Origin of the sequence: Paenibacillus oryzae (assembly GCF_001675045.1) — a bacterium.
Taxonomy (GTDB): Bacteria; Bacillota; Bacilli; order Paenibacillales; family Paenibacillaceae; genus Pristimantibacillus; species Pristimantibacillus oryzae.
In genome coordinates this window covers 126401-150992 of sequence record NZ_LYPA01000071.1, presented here as the reverse complement: position 1 = coordinate 150992, position 24592 = coordinate 126401, and the positions used below count along the sequence as shown (strand labels likewise).

At 52.2% G+C, this 24592-nt stretch carries 21 protein-coding genes; 18 read left to right on the top strand and 3 right to left on the bottom strand.

The features are described from left to right. Window positions 1–282 precede the first annotated feature (282 nt). The 4 genes from A7K91_RS20130 to A7K91_RS20115 all read left to right on the top strand — a co-directional run bounded on the left by A7K91_RS20130 (window position 283) and on the right by A7K91_RS20115 (window position 5468). Window positions 283–2142, top strand: coding sequence for a proton-conducting transporter transmembrane domain-containing protein (locus tag A7K91_RS20130; protein ID WP_068686077.1), 1860 nt, complete (start codon window positions 283–285; stop codon window positions 2140–2142). After that, window positions 2139–3764, top strand: a complete 1626-nt coding sequence (locus A7K91_RS20125; RefSeq protein ID WP_068686075.1) for a complex I subunit 4 family protein — start codon at window positions 2139–2141, stop codon at window positions 3762–3764. Before A7K91_RS20130 ends, A7K91_RS20125 begins: the two co-directional genes overlap by 4 nt. 2 nt (window positions 3765–3766) lie before the next feature. Beyond that, window positions 3767–4393, top strand: a complete 627-nt coding sequence (locus tag A7K91_RS20120; protein ID WP_068686073.1) for a proton-conducting transporter transmembrane domain-containing protein — start codon at window positions 3767–3769, stop codon at window positions 4391–4393. Between the two features lie 103 nt (window positions 4394–4496). Continuing rightward, window positions 4497–5468 (top strand): carbohydrate kinase family protein, encoded by a 972-nt coding sequence (locus A7K91_RS20115; protein WP_068686071.1) that lies wholly within the window; start codon window positions 4497–4499, stop codon window positions 5466–5468. Between the two features lie 106 nt (window positions 5469–5574). Here the strand turns inward: A7K91_RS20115 and A7K91_RS20110 are convergent, their stop codons facing one another. Together A7K91_RS20110 and A7K91_RS20105 are read right to left on the bottom strand one after the other, a co-directional pair. Beyond that, complete coding sequence (locus A7K91_RS20110) at window positions 5575–5922, bottom strand: DUF4260 domain-containing protein (protein ID WP_068686069.1); 348 nt, start codon at window positions 5920–5922, stop codon at window positions 5575–5577. A 3-nt stretch (window positions 5923–5925) separates the two neighbouring features. Beyond that, the gene (locus tag A7K91_RS20105) at window positions 5926–6546 is read right to left on the bottom strand and encodes a TetR/AcrR family transcriptional regulator (protein ID WP_068686067.1); all 621 of its coding nucleotides are present in this window, start codon (window positions 6544–6546) and stop codon (window positions 5926–5928) included. 430 nt (window positions 6547–6976) lie between these two features. Here A7K91_RS20105 and A7K91_RS20100 point away from each other — a divergent pair, with 430 nt between their 5' ends. The 9 genes from A7K91_RS20100 to A7K91_RS20060 all read left to right on the top strand — a co-directional run bounded on the left by A7K91_RS20100 (window position 6977) and on the right by A7K91_RS20060 (window position 18559). Then, window positions 6977–10468, top strand: coding sequence for a S8 family serine peptidase (locus A7K91_RS20100; protein WP_156739707.1), 3492 nt, complete (start codon window positions 6977–6979; stop codon window positions 10466–10468). A 22-nt stretch (window positions 10469–10490) separates the two neighbouring features. Further along, window positions 10491–10760: a DUF1146 family protein gene (locus A7K91_RS20095; RefSeq protein WP_068686065.1), complete on the top strand. Its 270-nt coding sequence runs from the start codon at window positions 10491–10493 to the stop codon at window positions 10758–10760. Window positions 10761–10961: 201 nt separating this feature from the next. After that, window positions 10962–12365: a UDP-N-acetylglucosamine 1-carboxyvinyltransferase gene (gene murA / locus A7K91_RS20090; protein WP_068686064.1), complete on the top strand. Its 1404-nt coding sequence runs from the start codon at window positions 10962–10964 to the stop codon at window positions 12363–12365. 189 nt (window positions 12366–12554) lie between these two features. Beyond that, the gene (rbsK, locus tag A7K91_RS20085; RefSeq protein ID WP_068686061.1) at window positions 12555–13460 is read left to right on the top strand and encodes a ribokinase; all 906 of its coding nucleotides are present in this window, start codon (window positions 12555–12557) and stop codon (window positions 13458–13460) included. 99 nt (window positions 13461–13559) lie between these two features. Beyond that, the gene (gene rbsD / locus A7K91_RS20080; RefSeq protein ID WP_068686059.1) at window positions 13560–13958 is read left to right on the top strand and encodes a D-ribose pyranase; all 399 of its coding nucleotides are present in this window, start codon (window positions 13560–13562) and stop codon (window positions 13956–13958) included. Between the two features lie 33 nt (window positions 13959–13991). Beyond that, window positions 13992–15497, top strand: a complete 1506-nt coding sequence (locus A7K91_RS20075) for a sugar ABC transporter ATP-binding protein (protein WP_068686057.1) — start codon at window positions 13992–13994, stop codon at window positions 15495–15497. Continuing rightward, window positions 15484–16431 (top strand): ABC transporter permease subunit, encoded by a 948-nt coding sequence (locus tag A7K91_RS20070; RefSeq protein ID WP_068686055.1) that lies wholly within the window; start codon window positions 15484–15486, stop codon window positions 16429–16431. The genes A7K91_RS20075 and A7K91_RS20070 overlap by 14 nt, the downstream gene beginning before the upstream one ends. 44 nt (window positions 16432–16475) lie before the next feature. Then, the gene (gene rbsB, locus A7K91_RS20065) at window positions 16476–17429 is read left to right on the top strand and encodes a ribose ABC transporter substrate-binding protein RbsB (RefSeq protein ID WP_068686054.1); all 954 of its coding nucleotides are present in this window, start codon (window positions 16476–16478) and stop codon (window positions 17427–17429) included. A 146-nt stretch (window positions 17430–17575) separates the two neighbouring features. Next, on the top strand, window positions 17576–18559 hold the full coding sequence (locus A7K91_RS20060; RefSeq protein WP_068686052.1) for a LacI family DNA-binding transcriptional regulator: 984 nt from the start codon (window positions 17576–17578) through the stop codon (window positions 18557–18559). Here A7K91_RS20060 and A7K91_RS20055 read toward each other — a convergent pair. Next, window positions 18548–19528: a quinone oxidoreductase family protein gene (locus tag A7K91_RS20055; protein WP_068686051.1), complete on the bottom strand. Its 981-nt coding sequence runs from the start codon at window positions 19526–19528 to the stop codon at window positions 18548–18550. The two genes, A7K91_RS20060 and A7K91_RS20055, sit on opposite strands and share 12 nt — an antisense overlap. A 232-nt stretch (window positions 19529–19760) precedes the next feature. On the opposite strand from A7K91_RS20055, the gene spoIID reads away from it, so the two are divergent. From spoIID to A7K91_RS20030, 5 genes are all read left to right on the top strand, one after another. Continuing rightward, window positions 19761–21002: a stage II sporulation protein D gene (gene spoIID, locus A7K91_RS20050; protein WP_245697701.1), complete on the top strand. Its 1242-nt coding sequence runs from the start codon at window positions 19761–19763 to the stop codon at window positions 21000–21002. 65 nt (window positions 21003–21067) lie between these two features. Next, a complete protein-coding gene (locus tag A7K91_RS20045; protein ID WP_068686049.1) occupies window positions 21068–21835 on the top strand; it encodes a M23 family metallopeptidase in 768 nt (255 codons plus the stop codon). A 174-nt stretch (window positions 21836–22009) separates the two neighbouring features. Continuing rightward, the gene (gene spoIIID / locus A7K91_RS20040; protein ID WP_068686047.1) at window positions 22010–22297 is read left to right on the top strand and encodes a sporulation transcriptional regulator SpoIIID; all 288 of its coding nucleotides are present in this window, start codon (window positions 22010–22012) and stop codon (window positions 22295–22297) included. Window positions 22298–22533: 236 nt separating this feature from the next. Then, window positions 22534–23523 carry a rod shape-determining protein MreB gene (gene mreB, locus A7K91_RS20035; protein ID WP_068686045.1) on the top strand — a complete coding sequence of 330 codons (990 nt, stop codon included), beginning with the start codon at window positions 22534–22536 and terminating at the stop codon, window positions 23521–23523. Between the two features lie 155 nt (window positions 23524–23678). Next, window positions 23679–24542 (top strand): flagellar hook-basal body protein, encoded by an 864-nt coding sequence (locus tag A7K91_RS20030; protein ID WP_068686043.1) that lies wholly within the window; start codon window positions 23679–23681, stop codon window positions 24540–24542. Window positions 24543–24592 lie beyond the last annotated feature (50 nt).

Genomic DNA, 24592 nt, shown 5'->3' with positions numbered 1-24592 from the left:
TTTATGCGTAAATTGTTGAATGACGACACGGTATGGACAAGCACGGTGCAATGCCGCCAGGAGCTGAAGGTTCCTATTCCGTGCCTGGGGGGAGCGACGCCTCCAGCGTGCAGGAATCGACGGAAACATAGACGGGTGTTGGAGCTTTTGCTATAATTGTAAAGGGGAAAAAGGACCCTGTTATTGTCATATTTCCGGGCCGCTGCGACTGAAAAATTGCTCGGCCCTTTTGTTTTTATTTCACGATACGATAGCGACCATTTGGAAGAGAGGAGGGCGGACATGGATATGTATGCAAAAGCGGCCTGGATCGTTCCGCTGCTTCCGTTTGCCGCTTTTCTGCTGCAGACCGCACTGGGCAGGAGCTACAGGAAGCTGGCTTCACTGCTCGCGATGACAGCGTATGTGTCGGCTTTTATTTTGTCCGTGCTGGTGCTGATGGAGCGAGCCTCGGGCGGCGCCTTGGATTATACATACAGCTTTGACTGGATCACGCTGGATAGTTACCGCTTGCGGATGGGCTTTGAGGTTACGGGCTTTAATTCAGTGGTGCTTTGCGCCTTCATGCTGCTTATTATGCTGGCGGGTTTGTGGTCGGCAGTCAAGAAAACAGAGCCAGATGGCGAACAAAGCGCATGGCAGAATTATTTGTCCCTGTTTGCCTTTGCTATGTCGGGTCTTGCGATAAGCGATAGCTTGTTCACTTTTTTTGTATTATGGCAAATTGCCGGAACAAGCGTGCTGCTCATGGCAGGACTCCGTTATTGGCAAAACGGGACTAAGGATGCTCTGTTCAAGGCATTTCTCTCTATTGCTATCGGGAACGCCGGTTTTATTGCCGCGCTGCTTCTATTATTCTGGTATATGCCCGATCATGGCCTGGATTTCACTACGCTGGAAAGCGTGTTCGAGGGGCGGAGCGGCTTGACGGCGACAGGTATTGCCACGGCAAGCGCGCTGCTGTTATTTCTGGGAGCTGCCGGTCAAGCCGCTCAGCTTCCGCTCCACGGCTGGCTGCCGGGCTTACTTCGAAACCCGGCTTCAGCGGCCTCCGTTATCGGGCTTGGCCTGATGGGAACGGCAGGCGTATTTATGATTGCCCGGGCCTATGATCTTTTTCGGGCGTCGCCCGCCGCAATGGATGTCCTGATGTGGACGGGTGGAGGCACTGCTGCTGTTGCAGCCTTATTCGCCCTGGCACAACGGGATAGCCGTATCATGCTTGGTTATGTATGGATAAGCCAAGGCGGCTTTTTATTCAGTGTTTTTGGCATGGGGCTGCGGGCAGAAGGCAATTTGGCTTTGTTATTCCTTATGATTTATTCCAGCTTGCTTGTTTTTGCGCTATGCGGCAGCTCGCGCTTCGGTGCTGTTGCCGTGGCGGGTGCGGTGATTGGAGGAGCTGGGTTGTCAGGTCTGCTGCCAATTGCAGGTTACGAAACCAGGGGGGCGGTTTTTTCTGCCGCGCTGGAGGTTAGTCCCCTGCTTGCAGCGGGGCTGCTTGTCTCCGGCTTTGGGCTGGCCTTTGCTGTAACCAACGCGATGCTCGCCGGAACGTCTTCCTCCAAAAAGGAGGACCCAAAGGACTTGAAGCTCAGATGGGCCTTCCTGATGGAGAAGCTGCCTGTCGTGATTCTTCTGCTACTTGTATTGGGATTCGGTTTAACTGTTGTAAATTGGCGTGAAGCGGTGTCCGGCTGGCTGACGCCGGGGACTTCCTTGCAGCAGGTTAATTGGGGGCTGTCCGCCGTATCGCCTTTTGTTGCTTTGAGTGGCTGTTATGCTGCCTGGCGCCGTCATTATTCCAGAAGCAAAGCGGCAGATGGCAAGCAGGAGCTGCAAGGACAAGCAGATGCGCGAAGCTATAGCTTTACGCGTGTTTTGCTTGTTATCGAAGCTTGGCTGGACAAGCTGCTGGTTATAGTGCCGTATGTGTTATTGATTGCCTTTAAGTTTATAGTTAGGGGAATGGAGAGTGCGCTTTCCGCCGGAACGGCCAGTTTTCTTTCATCGGGCGCAAAACTATCGGGGCGAACGATAAGGGACTTTGGTAAGCCGGGAAAAAGAAAATACGGCTGGATTGCGCTGGCGCTGCTTGTTTTGTTGTTGATAGCTGCTGCAGGAAAGGAGCTGCTGTTATGAGCTTTCTTCACAGCTTGCCCCTATTATCACTGATTGTATGGTCTCCGGCTGCAGGCATATTGGCCTTGCTCCTGCTTCCGTTACATAAAGGCCAGTGGTTTTACCGGGTTGCCGTTTTTGCATCGCTTCTGCCGCTGGCTCTGTCATTATGGCTATATGCGGATTTTGGAAGAGGACAGGCTTCCGCTGGTTATGACGAGCTTGTACAATGGGCTAATCTGGCGCTGCAAACGCCCGCAGGGTTTCAGGGGGAATTGCAGATTTCCTTGACCTATGCTCTTGGCATTGACGGATTGTCGCTGCCGCTGCTTTTGCTAACTACGCTGCTGGGTGTTGTAGCGATGGTGGCGTCACTATACGTCAAAAAGCGTCAGCGCTCCTTTTTGGTCTGGCTGCTGCTGCTGGAGATAGGGCTTATCGGGTTATTTTTGGCGCGGGATGTTATATTGTTCTTTATTTTTATGGAAATGTCGATGCTTGCACTATTTCTGCTGATCGGGACTTGGGGAGGCAGCGGCAGGGAAAAAGCGGCGAAGCTGTTTTTGGCAAGCAACGGTGTAGGGTCTGCTTTGCTGCTGCTTGGCATTACTGTGCTTGTTGCAGGAGCCGGCTTCCGTCTGGAGGAAGGCGAAGCGCTGATCGGCCATTATAGCTCCCTGTACCGGGATATTGCAGCCAACTTGGCTGAACCCGGCATGTGGAACAAGCTATGGCCTAACGGAGTTGGGGAATGGCGGCCTGCGCCTATGGGCGAGCGAACGGAGTGGGGAGCTTTTATTCTTTTGCTGGCGGGTTTTGCGATAAAATCTGCAGCGCTCCCCGTTCATGCCTGGTGTGTCAAGCTGTATAAGGAGGCGCCAACGGCGGTTGCCTTGCTCCATTGCGGAGTTATGCTGAAGGCTGGCGCATACGGATTTTTGAGATATGGGCTGTTTCTGTTTCCTGTGCAGGCTGCGGAGCTGGCTGGGGCAATAGCGCTGCTGGGCCTGTGTCAGCTGTTATATGGCGCTATTTTGGCCTGGAGGCAAACCGACTTAAAGAGTATGCTGGGTTACGCGGCATTCAGCCAGATGGGCGTAGTATGGATGGGCATTGCAGCTTTTAATGAGCTGGGGATGCAAGGAGCCGTTTTGCAGATGCTGTCTCATGGCTTCATTTTTGCCTTGCTGTTTCTGGTTGCAGGCAGCTTGCAGGAGAGAATCGGCACGACGGAGATGTCCGGCATAGGCGGGCTGCTGAGGCCCATGCCGTTTGTGAGCGGAATATGGCTTGCGGGAAGCCTGGCTTTGCTTGGCCTGCCGGGGATGTCCGGATTTTTGGGGAATTTCCTTTCGCTGTTAGGAGTATTCGAAGGTTATCGCGGGCTGGCGTTTGGAGCGATGTTTGGCCTGGTTTTGACAGCGGCTTATGCTCTGCGCGGCGTATTGCCTGTTTTATTCGGGGGCGTAAAGGAAGAACTGGCCGTCAAGCGGGATGCAAGGTTTGCTGAAGCGTTGCCGATGATCGTGCTGCTGGCCTTTATTATTGTATTGGGCTGTTTTCCGACCGTATTGACGGGTATGGCAGAGTTCAGCATTGAAGGATTTGTGCAACACATCACGGCAACAAGGGCGGGGGGATAAACATGCTGGAGCTGGCTGCTGCTTTTGTGCTGCTTGCTGCAGCGGCGCTAGGTATATGTTCTGCCATCGCCGGTCTGCGTCAGGAGCATGCACGGGCATTGATTACCTTGGCCGCAGGAGTGAACGCCGCCTTTTTGCTGGTGCCGCTTGGTTTGTCGCTCCGTACCGGAAGGCTTGAAGCGCAAGGAGCATTTTTGCTTCAGGCTGCGGCTTTTGGTCTGATGCTGGCGGGAGCGCTGCTAATAGCTGGGGCAGTCAAACAAGAGGCCGGACATGGCAAGCTAAAAGGCTTTGGCGGAATGTATTATCGTTCCCCTTGGCTGGCTGCGGCTATGACCGCGCTTTTGCTTTCATTGGCGGGACTTCCTGTATCGGGCGGTTTTTTTGGACGGCTGTTTATTTTGCTGGAGACGGTGTCGGCGGGGTTGTATTGGGTTGGCGCCTCGCTCCTTGCCGCTGCTGCCGTAACCTGTTATACGCTGTTTGGCTTTATTGTTCAGATGTACATGCGCAGCTACGACGGAGCGGACAAGATCGGAATAAAGCTCTCCTTGCTTCAGCGGACGATGATAGGGGCTTGCGCTTTGGGAAGCATTGTTTTGGGGCTTGTTCCGGGTTTGCTGTTATAAGAGGCTGCAGGCCATTTTCTTGGTTCTTGGTGCTGGAAACCGGACTTTTGGGCAGGCATGACGAAGGGAAGGGTATAGAAAAATAAAAGGAGGCGGGGAAGCAATGGCTAAGGTTTTTACGATTGGAGAAGCGCTTATTGATTTTATACCGGACCGTAAAGGAGCGCAGCTCAAGGATGTTGGCAGCTTTGCCAGAGCGGCTGGCGGAGCCCCCGCAAATGTGGCTTGCGCGGTAGCGATGCTTGGCGGAGAATCGGCGTTTATTGGCATGGTGGGAGAAGATGCGTTCGGCGACCATCTGGTGGAGACGCTGGAGGCTGCCCATGTCGATGTGACTCATGTATTCCGCACACGGGAAGCTGGAACGGCCCTGGCTTTTGTAAGCCTGAAGGAAGACGGCAACCGGGACTTTTCGTTCTATCGCAACCCTAGCGCGGATATGCTTTTGTCGGAAAGCCATATCGGGGAAAATTGGTTTGCTGCTGGCGACATGCTCCATTTCTGCTCCGTGGATTTAATAGAAGCTCCTGTGAAATATGCTCACAAAAAAGCGATTGCCCTGATGAAGCAGCAAGGCGGCATAATTAGCTTTGATCCAAACGTGCGTCTGCCGCTATGGACAAGCGAGGAGGCATGCCGGGAGGCCATTCTGGCCTTTTTGCCTCTTGCCGATATGGTGAAGGTAAGCGACGAGGAATTAGGTTTTATAACCGGAATCAGCGATGAAGCAGAGGCCATTCGGTCCTTGTTTGTTGGCGACGTAAAGCATATCATTTATACTCGCGGGGCGGAAGGCGCTACATGGTTTTCTAAATCAGGCGATAGCGTAACCGTGTCCGGCTTTAAGGTGGAGGTTGCCGATACGACGGGAGCGGGGGACTCCTTTATCGGAGGTTTGCTGTATAGGCTTCAGCAGGAGGGCGCCGGACTGTCTGCTCTGGATCGGAAAACAGCAGCGGAATGGCTGGCCTTCGCCAATGCAACGGGAGCGGCAACTGCAACAAAGGCCGGCGCTATTGATGCTTTGCCTACGCTTGGCGAGGTAGAGGCGTTATTGGGGAACCAACGTATGTAACCTTTTTTATTGTAAAACCTCAAGAGGAATTTGCCCCCTTGCTCAATTGGAGAGTGAAGGGGGCGGCTAATTCCAGGCTGAAATGCCGTCAAGGCTTACGATTCTATCAGATCCTTTGGATGTGGGTTTCTTTAAAATCAGATTCGTATTTTAAGCCATAACCTGCCATCCGGTCCATACCGATATGGGCTATCCAGATGAAGCCGAGCATCAGGAGGACATCTATGGAAAAAACAAAGCCTGCCAGCAATAACAGCAAAGGCGTGGTAATCGTGTGAACTGCGTTATAGATACGGGCTCCTGCCTTTTTGCTGATGGCGTAACCGAGGATCGAAAGGTCGGGCGCCAGCAGCAAGAGCGCATAAGCGAGCCAATGGTATCCGCTGGCAAAATACATATAGGTTCCTGCTATCAGCACAAGTAGCCCTTCAAATCTAATCAGTTTATTAGTCATAATCTAGTCTCCTTTTTTCTGTGAATGGCTTCTGATTCCGTCAAGCATCCAGCCTATACCCTGCGATACCTGCTCGTAGGAAAGAGGCTCAGGAGATAGCAGCAATGGTGATTGCAGGGTTAACCCGTCAAAAATAGCCTGGAAGAGCGACGCCAATGTTTCTTTTTCTCCAGGGCTCAGCTCAAGCTCTAAAGAATTAATTATGACAATGATGCTTGCTTTCATTTCCTTGTACAGCTCACGCACCTCATTGGCCAGCTTTTCATTGCTTACACTCTCTGTCCAAAGGCTGATTAGCAGAGTAAACCACTCCGGGTTTTCTTTCCGAAAGGTAACGACATGCAGGAGCCCTTGCTGGAGAAGCTCCGAGGGTGAAACGTGAAAATCAAGCTTTGCAAAAGCCTCCTTCAGCCCTCTGTTGATCATCCACTCTTTAACCACCTCCACCAGCAGCGTTTCTTTTGTGCTGAAATGGTATCCGATTAATCCCTGCGCCACGCCTGCCTTGGCTGCGATATCCTTCATGGTCGCCTTTGTATAACCCACCTGTCCGAATAAAGAAAACGCTGCCTCCAATATGGCATTTCTTCGCTGGTCCTGGTTGTCAGATTGTGTTTTGGTCATTTTGTTCACGCTCCAATACTGTTTGGTTGAACAGTCAAATTAATTGTCTCTATCTTAAAACTGTTTGGACGAACAGTCAACATATTTCTATCTGTGATTCATGCATTGATATTTGTTTTGAACCGTTTTTATTGAAAAAATGTGGGCTGCTACGGTCTTAAATGGGGAGCGCTGCACGAAGCTTATAACAAAAGAGGCCTAGAAAGCGGGGCGGATTGTCGTTTTTTGCCGGATGAGCGTTTTTTCATGAAAAAAAGAAGGGTTTGCTTGCCGTTCAATCGAATTATTACTCTAGCAGTAATTTTTTGATGAGCAAATAAAAATCACATTCATTTTGGCGTTAAACCCACTTCTAGACACGGTCGCCTATCATCTAGAGACCCCTATAGAGGTTTTTTGATGAAATACGTTTCGCAAAGGCAGAATCACAATGAATATACATTTTGGCTTACTGTTTAAAAAAAAATTGCGGCCGGACGAAACGTCCGGCATTGATGCCGCCGCCGCAAGCTGGCGGCGATCGTTTGCGCCCCCGGCATCGGCTCGGGGCGCTTCTCGCCTGCCGCAGGCGGCGCGCAAAGGCCTCCGGCGCGCGCTGCCTGCGCTGCTGCTGTGGAGCATAGCGCTCGGCAGCCTGTCACCAGCCGGCTTTGCGCCGGCGGTAAGGGCTGCCGGAGCTCCTGCTCCGGCAATTGTGTCGCCCGCGCAGAGCGTCGCGGGCGTAGAAGAGCCGCCCGCGCAGGGCGCCGCGGGCGTATCGCAGCAGCCGCAAAGCTGGCTGCTGAAATGGGCCGACCCCGAGCAGGCGCGGGAGCTGCGCGGGGTCGAGGTGCTGCACCGCCAGAGTGAAACGGCGGTGGAGCTGGTGCGTCCCGCCGATGCTGGCGTGGACATCGAGGAATGGCTGAGCGGGCTGCGCGGCGAGGCCGGGGTGTCATATGTGCACCCGAACAATATGGTGCACATCCTGTCTCCCGCACCGGCACCATCGGCAGGGGCGGAGGAACGGACAAATTCCGGTCTTGCGCCTGCATCGGACAGCTTGATTGATGATGAGGACGCAACGGATGGGGTATCCTATGTAGGCGAGGCTCCTTCAACGGTACATATGGATTCGTCCAATGTGTCAGCTCCTTCAAAAGAAGCCGGCAGTTTGTCCAACGGCCGGACAGCAGCAACCGAAGCTGCCAATTCCTCTGCCAAGTCAACCGCGTCACCCGAAGCCGCCAGCTCGTCTGCCTCATCAGCCGTTTCAAACGAAGGCGGCGAAAAGGGAACGGAGGCCGGCACTGATGACAAAAAGTCCGACTCCCTGTCTGCCGCCGCTGCTGATGATCCCCTTTCAGGCTCTGAGGAGCGGGGCGTGACCGTGCAGACGGCAGGCGAATCGCCGTCGCCTTCGGCGGCCCAAGCTGCAAAGGCTGAGCAGAATACGGGTAAAGCTAATGATCCCGAGCTATCGCGGCAAGCCTATTTACGTGAAATCGGCGCTTTGAAGGCTTGGGAGCAATTAACCGGCAATACCGATTTGACCATAGCCTTGATCGATACGGGAGTAGATTTGAATCATCCTGATTTGGCCGATAATCTGGTTCCCGGCATCAACCTCATTGACCCTCAAAAAGAGCCTCAGGACGATAACGGCCACGGAACCAGCGTGGCTGGCGTAGTGGGGGCTGTGGGCAATAATGGCGTTGGCGTTTCCGGCGTGCTTTGGAAGGCCAGCATCATGCCGGTCAAAGCGCTGGACAAATGGGGCGACGGCACCGAAAAGGATTTGGGCGAAGGCATTCTTCAAGCCATTCGTAAAGACGCCAAAATCATTATTATGTCGGTGGGCCTTTACCGCTATTCTCCCTACATGATGGACATCGTTAAATATGCTGAAAATAAAGGAGTTTTACTTGTTGCTTCATCCGGCAATGACGGCGTTTCGCTAGGTTCAAAGGCTTCCGTCAAATACCCTGCGGCTTACCCGACCGTGCTTGCGGTGGGAGGGGCCAAGCCGGGAGGCGCTCCGGATGGACGTTCCAATACTGGGCCGGAGCTGGATTTGATTGCGCCATGGAATGTGTATACAACGGCGCTGGGCGGGGGTTATAAGAAGGAAGAGGGCACCTCCATGGCAGCTCCGCAGGTTGCTGCTGCTGCTGCTCTTGCCTGGGGGAGGAATCCCGATTTTTCACCGGCGCAAATAAGAGCCTTGCTGCGTCAAACGGCAAAAAGCCCGGGAGCTGCTGGCGTTGACCAACAATCGGGCTATGGCCTGATTCAGATTGATAAGGCGATACAGGAGCAGCTGGAAGCCGATGCATACGAGCCTAACAATACACTTTCGACAGCGTCTGTATTCCCGCTAGGAACACAGCTTTTGGCTGAGCTGTCATCATCCAAGGACGAGGATTGGTTTGTTATCGATGCGCCTTACGATGGCAAGCTGACCCTTGATTTCGAAGGGCTGTTAGCTGTTAAACAAACGATGCCCGCCGTTCGTATTTCACATTATGCAGGCGGTCAGCTGCAGCGGTCTGAGGATGCCCGGCTAAGCAGCAAATCCGTTGCTTTTGATGTGAAAAAAGGCAAGCAGCACATCAAAGTGAGCTTTGGCAATCCCAATCAAAGCTTGCCGCTTGCTTACAGCTTGGTCTCTACCTTCGGTATTGCGCCAGATGCTTTTGAGCCCAATGACCGTATGGCCGACGCCGCCGTGCTACAGCCAAAAAACGCAACGATTCTAGGAAACTTCCACCAAACAGCTGATCGGGACTGGTATGTGATGGAGTTTAAGCAAGCTGGCAAGCTGCAGCTTTCCGTAAGCGTCAGCACTGCCAGAATGGATGCGGGATTGTCCTTGCAGCGCGAAGGGCAGTCGCTTGTGCTGTATGACGATCATGGAGAAGGCGGCACGGAAGTAACGCCAGTCATATCCGTCACACCTGGCAAATATTATATTCGTGTTCATAATGCCATTTCCCTGGATGCCAGTCCTGTAACGGGCGTCTACAATCTCAAAATTGATTTCAAGCCTCAGCTGACCGACCCGAATGAACCTAATGACAAAAGCTACGAGGCCATTATGATGAGACCCGGCAGCGAATATTTAGGCGTCATTGACAAGGCTAGCGATACAGACTGGTTCCAATTCCGTCTATCCAAAGAAAGCGTGGTTAGCCTCAGCGTGACGGATGTTCCGACAAGTGTATCGCTTCGAGTGGACGGCTACGACAAACAGATGCGCCCGTTGATTTCATCCAATACGAGTTCATCCGGCCGTCTTCAGAGCAAGGAATTGGTTTTGCAGGCAGGCGTTTATTATGTCAAGCTCACGGCGGACGGAGTGTTTCATGATCAGTATTACCGTTTAAAGGTTATGGTGGAGGAGTTGGAGTCGGGATTCAGGGATATTGGTGATCATTGGGCCAAAGATGAAATAACGGCTCTTTCCCGCGACGGCATTATTAACGGCGTCGGCAACTACCGCTTCGCTCCCGACCGCACCATTACAAGGGCCGAAGCTGTAGCTATGATTGCCAAGGCCTTTAAGCCTTTATCCACTGGAGTAACAGCGCGGGCGGCCTTTAAGGATGTCCAAAGCTCTCATTGGGCAGCCGACTCTATAAGCAAGGGTGTACAGCAAGGCTGGGTAACCGGCTTCCCGGACGGCACCTTCCGCCCGGATCAGGCTGTGACTCGGGCCGAAATGGCCGTCATGATCGGCAAGGCCAAAGGCATCAAGCCGCAAATCTCAAGCATTCGCCCGTTTGCGGACGTATCGGCAACGGATTGGTATGCGCCGATGCTTCGCGCAATGAAAAATGACGGCAAGCTCAGCGGCGTTCAGCCTAACCTGTTTAAGCCGGTCGGCCAGGCTAGCAGAGCTTCATTTTCCGCATTGTTGTTCCGATACTATAAGAATAGTTAAGAATTGGAGGACCTGAGACCTAATGGAGCCTGTTTTGTTTGCGGCAGAAGGCGGCTGGTTTGCATTTGAGGGCATAAGCGGCTTGTTTGCAATCACGGTTGAGCTGCTGGCCATCGTGCTGTCATGGGTGCTGATTAAAGAAGTGAAATGGGAGGCCATTTTTCGCCATCCCCGCAATGCCAGGGCCAGAATGTGCCAGGTGCTGATCGCAATTGTATTTGGCCATGCCATCGCTCAGTTTTTTCTGCAGTATATGGACTATACGGCCATGCTGAGGAACTTTGTCGAATAACAACAGCGAAACATGTCAACAATGGGAGTAATACGGCCAGGCTTGGGGTAAATAAATGGAATTTATTTTACTCTTGTCGATTATTGCCATCAGATGTTAAGATGAAGGTTAGTGGTTGTTTGGAGCTTGGCTCTTACCGAAAAAAATGATTGGCGATAAACTATTGAAATAGAAAAATGCAATCGCGGAGGGAACGCAAAGATGACAAAAATTATCGTCCGCGGAGGCCAGCGTTTAACGGGCACAGTACGCGTCAGCGGCGCTAAAAATGCAGTGCTCCCCATATTGGCTGCCTCATTATTGGCGACGGAAGGAGACAGCGTCATCTGTGACGTTCCCCTCCTGGACGACGTTATGACGATTCAGAGCGTGCTTCAGACACTGGGCGCGCAAACCACATACAACAACGAAACGATGAGCGTGTCGGTGCCGATTATAACTTCTTACGAAGCGCCGTACGAGCTGATTCGCAAAATGAGAGCTTCTTTTCTCGTTATGGGCCCGCTTTTGGCTCGCATCGGCAAGGTACGCATATCGCTGCCTGGCGGATGCGCCATCGGAACCCGTCCGATCGATCAGCATCTCAAGGGCTTTGAGGCGATGGGAGCCGAAATTACATTGGGGCAGGGCTTTATCGAAGCCTCCGTTAACGGCCGCCTGAAGGGCGCAAAGATTTATCTGGATGTTGCAAGCGTTGGGGCGACCGAAAACATTATGATGGCGGCGTCCCTTGCACACGGTACAACGACGATTGAAAATGCGGCCCGCGAGCCGGAAATCGTGGATTTGGCCAACTATATTAATGCGATGGGCGGCAAAGTTCGCGGCGCTGGAACGGGCATGATTCGTATTGAAGGCGTAGAGCGGCTCAAGGGCGCGCGCCATAACGTGATTCCCGACCGCGTGGAGGCAGGCACCTACATGATCGCTTCCGCCATGACCGGCGGAGATGTATTTGTGGAAGGAGCTATCGCGGATCATTTGACTCCGGTTATTTCCAAGCTTCAGGAAATGGGCGTGGAAATTGCGGAGAGTGATAATGGAATCCGCGTAACGGCCACCAGGCCTCTTAAAGCCGTCGATGTCAAAACGCTTCCTCATCCTGGCTTTCCGACGGATATGCAGTCTCAGATGATGGCGCTGCTGCTTGTATCCGAGGGCACAAGCGTGGTTACGGAGACCGTGTTTGAAAATCGCTTCATGCATGTGGAGGAATTTCACAAAATGAATGCCAACATCAAAGTGGATGGGCGTTCAGCTATTGTGACAGGCGGGGTGCCGCTTACAGGAGCAAAGGTTTGCGCCACCGACCTTCGTGCAGGAGCTGCGCTAATCTGCGCCGCTTTACGCGCAGACGGTGAAACTGAGGTGACGGGGCTTCATCACGTTGACCGTGGTTATGTCGATATTACAGGCAAGCTTGCTTCCCTGGGAGCCGACATCCGGCGGATTGAGGGAGACGGAGAAGCTGCCGTTGAGGAAAGTCCAGCTCCGGCGGCCGTTGTTCACCAAACGGTTGTGGCTGCCAAAGCTTCGGAATCCACAGTGGCATACAAGCGGGAAAAGGAAGTTGCGGTTCTGAAGGTACAGCCAACCTGGGCGTAACCCATCAGACCCTTACATAAACAGGAGACTTTGTGGAAACCTACAAGGACTCCTGTTTTTTTGTTGCATTTTTTGGTACGCAGATGGTCGGACTGTGCTATTGACAAGGGAGGAAATGCGGGCTAAAATGAGAAACATAAATGTGTAAACGATTACACACATCAATGATTCCATGTGAGGAGTGACAAGATGTCCAACGTGAATATTACCGTAATTGGCAGCTTGAACATAGATATGGTAACGGAAACAAGCGTAGTTCCAGGGCAAGGCGAGACCGTAATTGGAAGCGATTTCTCTAGCTTTACAGGCGGAAAGGGAGCTAATCAGGCTGTAGCTTGCGCCCGCTTAGGCGCAAAGGTGACGATGATTGGATGCGTAGGCGAAGATGCTATGGCTCAGCAGCTTAAGGAGGCGCTCGAGCGCGAGGGTATTCGTACGGAATATGTGAAAACGGTTCCTCATAAACCTACGGGAATAGCTGCGATTACCGTTAGCGACAGCGACAACCGGATTATCGTCATTCCCGGAGCCAATCATTGCTTGCGTCCGGAGGATATTATGGACAAGCGGGATGTCATCGCAGGCTCGGACATCATTTTGATCCAGCAGGAAATCCCGCTGGCTACGGTGGAGGCGGCGATTGATTTGGCTCATGAGCTAAATGTTCGCGTTATTTTGAACCCGGCGCCTGCAACCCGGCTGCCGCAAGAGCTTCTGGAAAAAATTCATCTGCTCACCCCCAATGAATATGAGCTTGCCATCGTAACGGGGGAGGAGAGCGGAGGACGAGGCTTTAACGAGCTATTAGCCGATTATCCTTATCCCCTTGTCATGACCGCGGGCAGCGACGGGGCCTATTATAAATCATCGGGCATGGAGCAAGGTCATGTCCCGGGCCGCAAGGTTGAGGCGGTGGACACAACGGGAGCGGGAGATACCTTCAACGGTGCGCTTGCCGTCAGGCTGAGCGAAGGAGCGGAGCTAGGGGAGGCTGTAGCCTTTGCCGTAGCGGCCAGCGCCTTGTCCGTAACGAAGCTGGGCGCGCAAAGCGGCATGCCGTTGCGCGCAGAGGTGGAAGCCCTTATGGCGGAGTAAGAGAAGAATCAATGTTGGCTTTAGTTTATTGGATACTGCCGGACGGCCAGTCCGTTCGGCAAAACAATACAATTACTTTTACGGCGAGAGGTCATCGGGATGAAAAAAACAGGCATACTAAATAGTGAAATATCTACGATTCTTTCCCGGATGGGACATACGGATTGCATTGTTATATGCGATTGTGGACTGCCTATCCCGGATCATGTGAAACGAATCGATTTGGCGCTTAAGCAGGGAACGCCTTCTTTTGCGGAGACGCTGGAGGCGGTGCTTGGGGATATGGAAGTGGAGGAAGCGGTTATCGCCAGTGAGATGGCGGAGCGCAACGGCGTTCTTCGAAAGCAAGTGGTGTCCATGCTTGGAGAAACGGAAATACAGGAAGTAAGCCATGAAAGGCTCAAGCAATTAACGGGACAAGCCAAAGCGGTCATCCGTACGGGAGAAGCTACGCCGTACGCCAACATTATTTTGAAGGCGGGCGTTATATTCGGATAAACCGTTGAAATAAAGGCAAAGGAGGAGTCATAGATGGAATACCTTGTGGAAATGAGCGGCATCTCCAAGTCGTTTTCTACCGTTCAGGTATTAAAGGATGCCGCGTTCCGGCTTAAACCTGGAGAAATACACGCTTTGATGGGCGAAAACGGCGCCGGCAAATCAACGCTGATGAAAATATTGACCGGCGTATACAAGTCTGACGCAGGCGTAATCAAGGTTAAAGGCCGGGAGATGGCATTTGCCGATCCCACGGAAGCCGAGCGTTACGGAGTGGCTATCATTCATCAGGAGCTTAATATTATTCCCAAGCTGACCGTAGCAGAAAATATGTTTCTGGGCCGGCAGCTTACGTACGGAAAAACAGGCATTCTGCGAGAAAAGGAAATGGCGAGGCTGACTCGCGAATACCTTGGCCGCCTTAACGTCGATCTGGACCCGTCAGCGCCAGCGGAAACATTGTCTATCGGGCAGCAACAAATGATCGAAATCGGCAAAGCCTTATCCAAAAAAGCCGAGGTCATTATTATGGACGAGCCCACGGCTGCTTTGACCGACCGTGAAATAGAAGCGTTGTTCCGCATTATGGACCAGCTTCGCAGAGAAGGAGTTGGCATCGTGTATATCTCGCATCGCATGGAAGAAATTTTCGCTATTTGCGACCGGATATCCGTTCTTCGGGATGGTGCATTTCTAGGAACGGAAACAACAGCCAAAACGACGGTTGAGCATATTGTTCGCTTGATGGTGGGCCGCGAAATCGGGGAAAGATATCCCGCCCGGAAATCGGTTATCGGCAAAGAGCGGCTGCGGGTAGAAGGCTTGAGCGACGGACGGAACTTGAAGGATATTCATTTTTCGGTCAAGGCTGGCGAAATTGTTGGCGTTGCCGGGCTGATGGGAGCGGGGCGAACCGAAATCATGCGATTGTTGTTCGGGGCAGACCGTAAAAAGTCGGGCGACATTTATATCGACGGCCAGAAGGTTGATATTAAAAATCCTGCAAGCGCAATCAAAGCAGGCATTGCTTTTGTAACGGAGGATCGCAAGCATCAGGGACTGCTGCTGGATATGTCTGTCCGAGAAAATCTGTCGATATCCAATTACGATCAGATTGCTCCGTTCGGCATTATTTCAAATGGCAAGGAGCAGGCTTTGTCCCAGCAAATGATTAAACGCTTTCTTATTAAAGCAAGGGATTCTGAGCAAACCGTCAAGTCGTTAAGCGGCGGCAATCAACAAAAAATCGCCATTGGCAAATGGCTTGGCAAGCTGCCCCGCATTTTTATTCTGGATGAGCCTACGCGAGGCGTTGATGTTGGAGCCAAAAAAGAAATTTACAGCATGATGAACGAGCTTAGCGAGCAAGGGGTAGCCATCATTATGGTGTCCTCCGATTTGCCGGAGGTGCTTGGCGTAAGCGACCGCGTCGTTGTTGTTCATGAAGGACGAATTGCAGCCGAGCTTTCCAAGGAACAAATAAACCAGGAATCCATTATGTATGCCGCGACAGGAGGAAAGGGCCATGGCCATCAATAAAAAATCGTTGTCAGCCGCCTTGCAAAAGCTTGGTCCGCTGATCGGACTATGCATCATTATTATCATTCTCATTATCGCAAGTCCCAACTTTTTGACGTTAAACAATATTCTTAATATTTTTCGCCAGGTTTCCATCAATGCGTTAATTGCTTTTGGTATGACGTTTGTTATTTTGACAGGCGGCATTGATTTGTCCGTAGGGGCTATATTGGCACTGTCGGGGGCGCTTACCGCAGGCATGATGGGAGCGGGCGTAGACCCGATGACAGCCGTTTTGATCGGCGTGCTGGCAGGCGGCGTGATGGGCGCCATAAACGGACTTCTGATTACAAAAGCCAGAATTGCGCCATTTATTGCCACGCTGGCAACGATGACGATATTCCGAGGACTGGCGCTGGTCTATACCGACGGCAGACCGATTACCGGCTTTAACAGCGAGGCGTTTACGATGATAGGCGGCGGTTATTTCTTCGGCGTTCCCGTCCCCGTCATTCTTATGCTGATTTTGTTCGGGGGATTGTTCTTCGTATTGCGGAAAACAACCTTTGGTAGAAACGTTTACGCCATTGGAGGAAACGAGGAGGCTGCACGCCTTTCCGGCATCAAAACCGGCCGTTTCAAGGTTTATGTGTATACGCTGACGGGTGTCTTATCCGCGCTGGCGGGTATTATTCTGACCTCGCGCCTTAACTCGGCTCAAGCCAATGCTGGCATGGGCTATGAGCTGGACGCCATCGCCGCTGTTGTATTGGGCGGCACCAGCCTTTCAGGAGGACGCGGCTGGATCGTCGGCACGCTGATTGGAGCGCTCATTATTGGCGTTTTGAATAACGGGCTCAATTTGCTCGGCGTGTCATCCTTTTATCAACAGGTGGTCAAAGGGCTGGTTATTCTGCTTGCCGTCTTGCTGGATCGCAAGAAAACAAGCAGCTAATCATAAATGTTCAACAACAAACTAACAGAAAAGGCGGTCATCCTATGAAAAAAATGTTGAAAGTCGCAAGTGTAGGCCTCATTACTGCTATGATGCTCGCGGGCTGTTCCACTAACGCTCCGGGAAGCTCTCCAAAGCCAGAGGAAGGCGGCACTCCCGCCAAAACGGAAGGCATTACAATCGGACTGGCTGTATCCACGCAAAGCAATCCGTTTTTTGTTACGCTAAAAGAAGGCGCAGAGCGGGCGGCTCTGGCTGGAGAAGCCAAGCTGACTGTCGTGGACGCGCAGGATGATGCGGCCAAGCAGGCTTCCTCTATTGAAGACCTGATTCAGCAAAAGGTCGATGTGATTATAATCAATCCGACCGACTCTTCGGCGATTGTGCCGGCGGTGCAATCCGCCAATGCTGCGGGTATCCCGGTTATTACCGTTGACCGCGTCTCCGATGGCGGAACTGTCGTGAGTCATATTGCTTCCGACAATAAAGCGGGCGGCGCTCTTGCTGCTCAATATATTGCCGAAAAGCTGGGTGGTAACGGCAATGTCGTCGAACTGGAGGGCATCCCCGGTTCCTCTGCTGCCCGCGAGCGCGGAGCCGGCTTTAACGAGGAAATTGCCAAAACCTCCGGCATCAAGGTGTCTGCCAAGCAGCCGGCTGATTTTGACCGTGCCAAAGGCTTGACGGTTATGGAAAATATCATTCAAGGCAGCAAGGATATTAAAGCCGTATTCGCACACAACGACGAGATGGCGCTAGGCGCATTGAAGGCGTTGGAGGCGGCAGGCATGTCCGATGTGGTCGTTGTTGGCTTTGACGCCACGGACGATGCTTTGAAGGAGGTTTCTTCCGGCGCGCTTAGCGCAACAGTAGCTCAAAAGCCGGAAGAAATGGGTATTTTGGCAGTGCAGACTGCAATTAAGGTAGCCAAAGGCGAGCAGGTAGAGGCCTCCATTCCGGTAGATCTGGAGCTCGTCAGCAAGGATTCCGGAAACTGATTTAGTTTATTCCCATCGTATTCTTGACTGCTCCGAACAAGTGTGCTAACGTTTTCCCAAAACGTGAACACACTTGTTTTTTGTCGGGGCGGCAAGCGACGTTTTCGTCCAGGTAAATTGCAGATTGTTGAAAGGAAATGGCCGATATGACGACAATTCGAGATGTCAGCAAGCTGGCCGGCGTTTCAGTCGCAACCGTATCGCGTCTGCTCAATCAGAGCGGTTATGTGAGCAAGGAAGCGGAGGTCGCCATCATGGCTGCCGTCAAGAAGCTGAACTACAAACCCAACACCATCGCCAGAAGCCTCGCGGGGAAAAAAACATCCGCAGTAGCTCTGATGGTGCCGGATATTCTCAATCCCTTTTTTCCCGAGCTTGCGCGCGCAGCCGAAGATGAGGCGGCGGCCAGAGGATATACGCTGGTGTTATGCAATACAGACAATAATCCCGATAAGGAAAAAATGTATATTGAAGCTCTGATTAACAAACAGATAGACGGCATTATGATCTCGTCCTACACCATTTCTCCCGGGCAAATCGTTGCGCTTCAGGAGCGCTCGATTCCGATCGTTGCTATCGATAAGCCATACGACGGTTATCCCATCCTGTCGGTTACAGCGGCGAACAGGGAAGGCGGCAAACTGGCGATCCGCCATCTGCTGGAGAGCGGCTGTCAAAAGATCGCCCATATTTGCGGTCCTTCCCATGTTCATTCTGCCTATGAGAGGGCGCTGGCCTATGAAGATAGCTGTGCCGGAATGCCTTGGTATACGCCAAGCCTGACCGCATTCGGAGGGTTCAGCGTAGCTGGAGGGTATAAGGCCATGAAGGAGATTTACCGGATGCATCAGGACGTGGATGGCGTTTTTGCGGGCAATGATCTCATGGCGGCGGGCGCGCTAAAGGCCATTCACGAATTGGGACTTTCCGTTCCAGACAAAATTAAAATTATCGGTTTTGACGGTATCGTCATGGATATGGTTTTTCCGGAGCTGTCGACAGTCTCGCAGCAAATCTATACGTTGGGGAAAACGGCCATGGATTATTTGATTCGCCAAATCCATGATGAACCTATCGAGCGCAAAAACTATGAGCTTGAGGTTCGGCTGCTTCCCAAATCAACAACCTGACACTTGAAGCAACAGTTTTCCCGTGCTTTGCCTGCTTTCCACCAGTTGATGTCCCAAAGCGGCGTCGGCGAGGGGGAGCTTCTGACTGATCTGAACTTGAAGCTGCCCGTTTTGGAGCAGCCGGAAAACGTGATGGGCCGTATCCCTTAACGTTTCCGGCTGTTCTTTTCTTGTTGTGCCAAGGCTAAAGCCCAGTACAGAGCGGCAACTGGCATGAAGCTCGGCTGTTGAGATTTGTCCATATTGACCACTGGAGTTGCCGAATGCGACCAAACGGCCAAAGCGGGCGAGGCAGCCCATGCTCAGGGTTGTCAGTTCACCTCCGACAGAATCCAGAATAATATCGGCGCCCCTGCCTTGAGTCCATTCCTTAACTTGGGCTGAAAAATCCTCTCCTCTGTATACCAGCACATGGTCGGCGCCCGCATCCTCCGCCGCTATTTGCTTTGAATCATCGCCAACAATGCCAATGACGCTGGCAGCGCCCAGAGACTTGGCTATTTGAATAGAAGCGCCTCCTACACCACCTGCTGCTGCATAAATGAGGACATTTTCTCCTTTTTTCATGCAGGCTACATCAGCAAGCAGCTTCCATGACAAAAAACCGACAATGCCGCTGGCCGCCGCCATTTCAAAGGTAACCGCCTCTGGAAGGGTAAAGGTCAAAGCCTCGTCCGCTACGGCATATTCGGCATATGTACCCTGCTGAGGAAATGCTAAAACCCTCTGACCTACTGTAAATCCGCTGACTTCTTCTCCTGCTTGTGCGACAATGCCGGCAGCCTCAAGACCAGGTATGTAAGGAGTCGAAGCGCCTTTTCCGCCGTGGCGCGCCTTGATATCCGCAAAATTTATGCTTGTTATAACCACTTTTATTAATAGCTGCTTCGGGCCGAAGGCTGGAATATTTACATCCCTGTAGCTCATGTGCTCGATGGGGCCAAATTGATCAACGACTATAGCTTTCATAACGACCTCCTGTTTCATCTAATGGAACTATGTTTCATAATAACAATCGTATAATTAAACATTTCCTATGTCAAATCGATGCTCTATGCCTCTAGCACGAATTCTCTTCAACTAGGGGAGATAGCATTCTAACCTACCAAAGGCAATCATAGAATACAGTATCCGGACAATCATCAAAACGAGCGTTTTAGCCGGAGTTTTCTATACAAAACGCTGGAGGAAAGGAGCGCGGATGAGCGGAAAGCAATGGAGCCTTCTTTTTATGGCCGGAATTTTGCTAGGCGGTGTTGTATTTGGAATGGAGGGGTTTCTCTCAAAGCTGCATCCCGGAATCAGTAGAGGGTCTGAAATAGGAATTCAACAAAATGCCGGAGCGGATAACATTCCTAGCCGCAGCTTAGCATCTGCATCGGGAGGACAAGGCCTGCGGGATGAAGACGTGCGTGAGCGTGCAGGGGCTGTTGCGAAAGAGCAGGTGGGCCCATCCGAACCGGTAACGACCGGCGATGGAGCAGAAGACGGCGCGGGTAGTGAGGGACGCCTCCAAGCATCGGAGAAACCTGCTGCAGCCAAGCCGCTGGCCTCCGGGGCGGCAGGGCCGCTGGACAAGGTGCAGGTAAAGGTTTATTTGAGCGCCAAAAAGAAGGTGGAGAAGGTTCCGCTGGAAACCTACGTGCTTGGCGTGCTTGCCGGGGAAATGACGGCCGATTTCGAGCTGGAGGCGCTGAAGGCGCAGGCGATAGCGGCCAGAACGTATATTGTAAGAAAGCTTTCATCCGCTTCTGACGAGGCATTGAAGAAAAAAGGCGCAGATGTAACCAATACAATACAGCATCAGGTCTATATTCCCAGAAAGGAGCTTTTGGAGCGCTGGCCAGGCGGAGCCGATGCGGAGCCATTCAAAAAGCTGGAGCAAGCCGTTGCGGAAACAAGAGGTCTGATTATTACCTACAACGGCGGTCCGATTGAAGCGGCCTTTTTTTCCACCAGCAATGGCTATACCGAAAATTCGGAGGAGTATTGGGAGCTGCAGCTTCCTTATTTGCGAAGCGTAGCCAGCCCGTGGGACAAGGAGCTGTCGCCGAGATATAAGCAGCAGACGGAGCTTCGGCAGAGCGAGCTTTATGCCAAGCTGGGTTTGTCCGGCAAAGCGGCAAAGGGGAAGCCGGTTATAAAGCTGGTTTCCGAAACGGAGGGCAACCGGGTAAAGGAGGTCAAAATTAACGGCGTTTTGTTTACTGGAAGAGAGGTGCGGGAGAAGCTGGGTCTGGCCTCGTCGCAATTCACTTGGAAGATTGACGGGAAAAAGATTTCCTTTACAACCTATGGCATGGGTCATGGGGTCGGAATGAGCCAATGGGGGGCTAATGGCATGGCCAAGGAAGGGAAAACGGCGGTTGATATATTGCAGCACTATTATTCGGGAGCTTCCATCGTACAAGCTTCTAAGCTACCAATGACTCTATCCTCGTAAAAAATGATAAGCCTCACGTATAAAGCCGTTAGATATGGCAACAATGGCTAGTGAGGTGATCGCTAATGAATGATCAAAACCAAAACAAAGGGAAGCAAAGACCCGAAGAAACTCCCAAAAATAGTCTGGGAGGAGCATCTGCCGCCAAATCTAGCAGCGGACTGAAGAAACTATTCGCAAAGCGTTGGGTTTCTCCAGCAATCTTCATGGCTGCGGCAGCAATTATTGTAACCTTAATGTGGATCTATCAGGGCAATGATCCGGCCAAGCCAACAACGGCTCCGGAAGACGGCACTGAGGTGACGCAAGAGGGCGGACAGCAAGAGGGCACGAAGCAGGAAAATGGTGTTGGCGGCGGCGATGGCAATGTAGTGGAGGAAGTCGCAAGCAACGAGATTATGCAGTGGCCGGTAAGCAAAGTGGAAGACCTGCAGGTTGATGTCGGTTTTTATGATGAAAAAGGCAGCCAATCCGACAAGGAGGCAGCTGTCGTACAGGTGGGTTCAACCTTCGCGCCGCACACTGGCGTTGACTTTGTTCATCCCGACGGAGTCGCCTTTGATGTATTGGCGGCTATGTCCGGCAAGGTTACCAGGGCCGATAGCCATCCCTTGTTAGGTAATATTGTTGAAATCAGCCATGGCAACGGGCTGGTTACCGTATACCACAGTTTGGCCGGCGTTGAAGTGGAGGAAGGCGACAGCGTGAATCAGGGCACGGTCATTGCTAAGGCCGGACGCAGCGAGCAGGAAGCCGAAACAGGCATTCACCTTCACTTTGAAACTCGCCTAAATGGAGATTCCGTTAATCCGAAGGACTATATTACGGAATAACTGCATCCAGAGAACTATAGCTGAAGCCGCGGCGGGCAAGGGATTATTCCCTTGCCCGCTTTGTTATTTTGAAAAATTATTCACTTTCAAGGCTTGTCACGCTTGGACATAAAGAATATATGCCCACTCCCCTCATATACTGTACCAAACTATCTACAGCAGGGAGGCGGGAACGTGCACGATTACATCAAAGAGCGAACCATTAAAATAGGCCGCTGCATCGTGGAAACGAAGCATACGGTGCGCACAATCGCAAAAGAGTTCGGCGTGTCCAAAAGCACGGTGCATAAGGATTTGACCGAACGTCTGCCGGAAATCAACCCTGATTTGGCCGATCAGGTCAAGCACATTCTCGAATACCACAAATCCATCCGGCATTTGAGAGGAGGAGAAGCGACCAAGATCAAATATAAAAAGAACAGCGGGAAAAAGCGGGAGGTGCTTGCGGCGGGGAAGGCGTAAAGTCGCATCTTGCATGCTCTGTATAAGGCTCCGGCCATGTCTCTAGACATGCCTTGCATCGGAGTGCGGTTTTTGAACAGTCTTGCAGCAGCTATTGGCCGTCCCGGAGCGATGGGGCTGCGTGCCGATTTATTATTTTTGCCGTGCATAGAGGAATTTTGTCCTTTTTGGCGAATAATGCAAATGGAACGATTATGAGCGTTGATTAACATTATTGGTTGGGGGACTTTAGCCTTATGCTGAGCAAGGATATCGGGATTGATCTTGGGACGGCCAATGTATCCATTCATGTGAAAGGAAAAGGCGTCGTGCTTGACGAGCCTTCGGTTGTTGCCATCGAAAGCGACAGCAAGAAGGTGCTGGCGGTTGGCGAGGATGCCCATCGGATGGTGGGGCGCACGCCAGGCAATATTATTGCCATCAGGCCGCTTCGGGATGGCGTTATTGCTGACTTCGAAATTACGGAAATTATGTTGAAAGCGTTTATTGACCGGGTTGATGGCCGCAAATGGTTCAGCCGTCCGCGCATCCTTATCTGCGCTCCTACAAATATAACGTCGGTGGAGCAGAAAGCGATTCGGGAGGCGGCTGAACGAAGCGGCGCCAAGGAAGTGTATCTGGAGGAGGAGCCAAAGGCGGCCGCAATCGGGGCTGGAATGGATATTTTCCAGCCTAGCGGCAATATGGTCGTCGATATCGGAGGCGGAACAACGGACGTAGCCGTCTTGTCCATGGGCGACATCGTTACGGCTTCCTCCATCAAGGTGGCAGGCGACAAGTTTGACGATGCCATTATGAAGTACATCAAAAATAAGTACAAGCTGCTGATCGGCGAAAGGACCAGCGAAGATATTAAGATTAAGATAGGCTCGGTTTACGATGATGGCACGCGCGGGGAAATCGATATCCGCGGACGCGATATGGTGTCGGGTCTTCCGCAAAGCGTTACGATCCGCACCGGAGAAGTAAGAGAAGCATTGAGGGATCCCGTCATGTCTGTGGTTGCGGCCGCAAAATACGTGCTGGAGCAGACGCCTCCCGAGCTGTCGGCGGACATTATCGACCGCGGTGTTATTTTGACAGGCGGCGGAGCGCTGCTGGGCGGACTGGATACTTTGCTGGCAGAAGAGCTAAGGGTGCCGGTGCTTGTAGCGGAGAACCCCATGCACTGCGTAGTGAAAGGGACAGGCATTCTGCTGGACAATCTGGACAAGCTTCAAAAATAGCGGGAGCAGGGCATTTCGCGGGTAGGGCGCCTTAGGGGGGCGCGCCGAGGCGGAAATAAGCCTATGGTCTCATGCAGCGGCTATTCAGACTTGCCGAATTTCGTCCGATATAAAGTAGAGGCCTGACTTTTGCCAACCAGGACAGGAGGATAACGATGCTGAGAGGTTTGTACACGGCTGCGTCTGGCATGATTGCCCAGCAGCGCCGTCACGATACCGTTACAAATAATATAGCCAACCTGAATACGCCGGGATACAAGCAGATTAATGCGGTTACTCGTTCTTTTCCGGAGATGCTGCTTTCCATGACTGGAGTGCAAAACGCTGAACGCGCGTCGATCGGCACCTGGACCAGCGGCGTTTTTGCGGAAGAAAGCTTGTCCATTCACGTACAAGGCGATTTGATGCAGACCAACCGCTCGTCCGATTTTGCCCTTGTTTCCAATCTGGAGCTAAACGGCCTTGCTTTTGACGCATCCGGCAAAGCGATTACGGATGACGGCACTGCCGTGTTTCAGCCGCAGGCGTTTTTTACGGTGCGTGACCAGAACGGAGAAATCCGCTATACAAGAGGCGGGGCGTTTACGCTGGACGGCGGAGGCTTTTTGCTGGCGAGCGACGGCTCCAACGTGCTTGACGTTGGCGGCAATCCGATCCAGCTTCCTGCCGGCGTTGGGCTTGATGATCTGGTGCTGACGGAAAACCAAACCTTCCTGGACGGCAACGGCAATGCGGTCGGAAACCAGTTGATGATTACCCGGATCGAAAATCCGAATCAGCTTGTACGGGAAGGCAACGGCAATTTCCGGTTTGCGGATGATAATGGACAAGCTGCCCTTATCGGCGCGGGAGACCGCGTTGAGGTTCGTCAAGGCTATGTGGAACGCTCCAATGTGGATGCCGCCCAATCTGCCGTGGATCTGATGGCGGCCCTGAGAGCTTACGAGGCCAACCAAAAGGTCATTCAGTTCTACGATCAAAGCCTGCAAAAAGCGGCGAATGAAATCGGCCGAATCTAGCCCGTGCAAGATAGGCTGAGCATGGCTTTTTGCACAAAGTGAACGAGGGG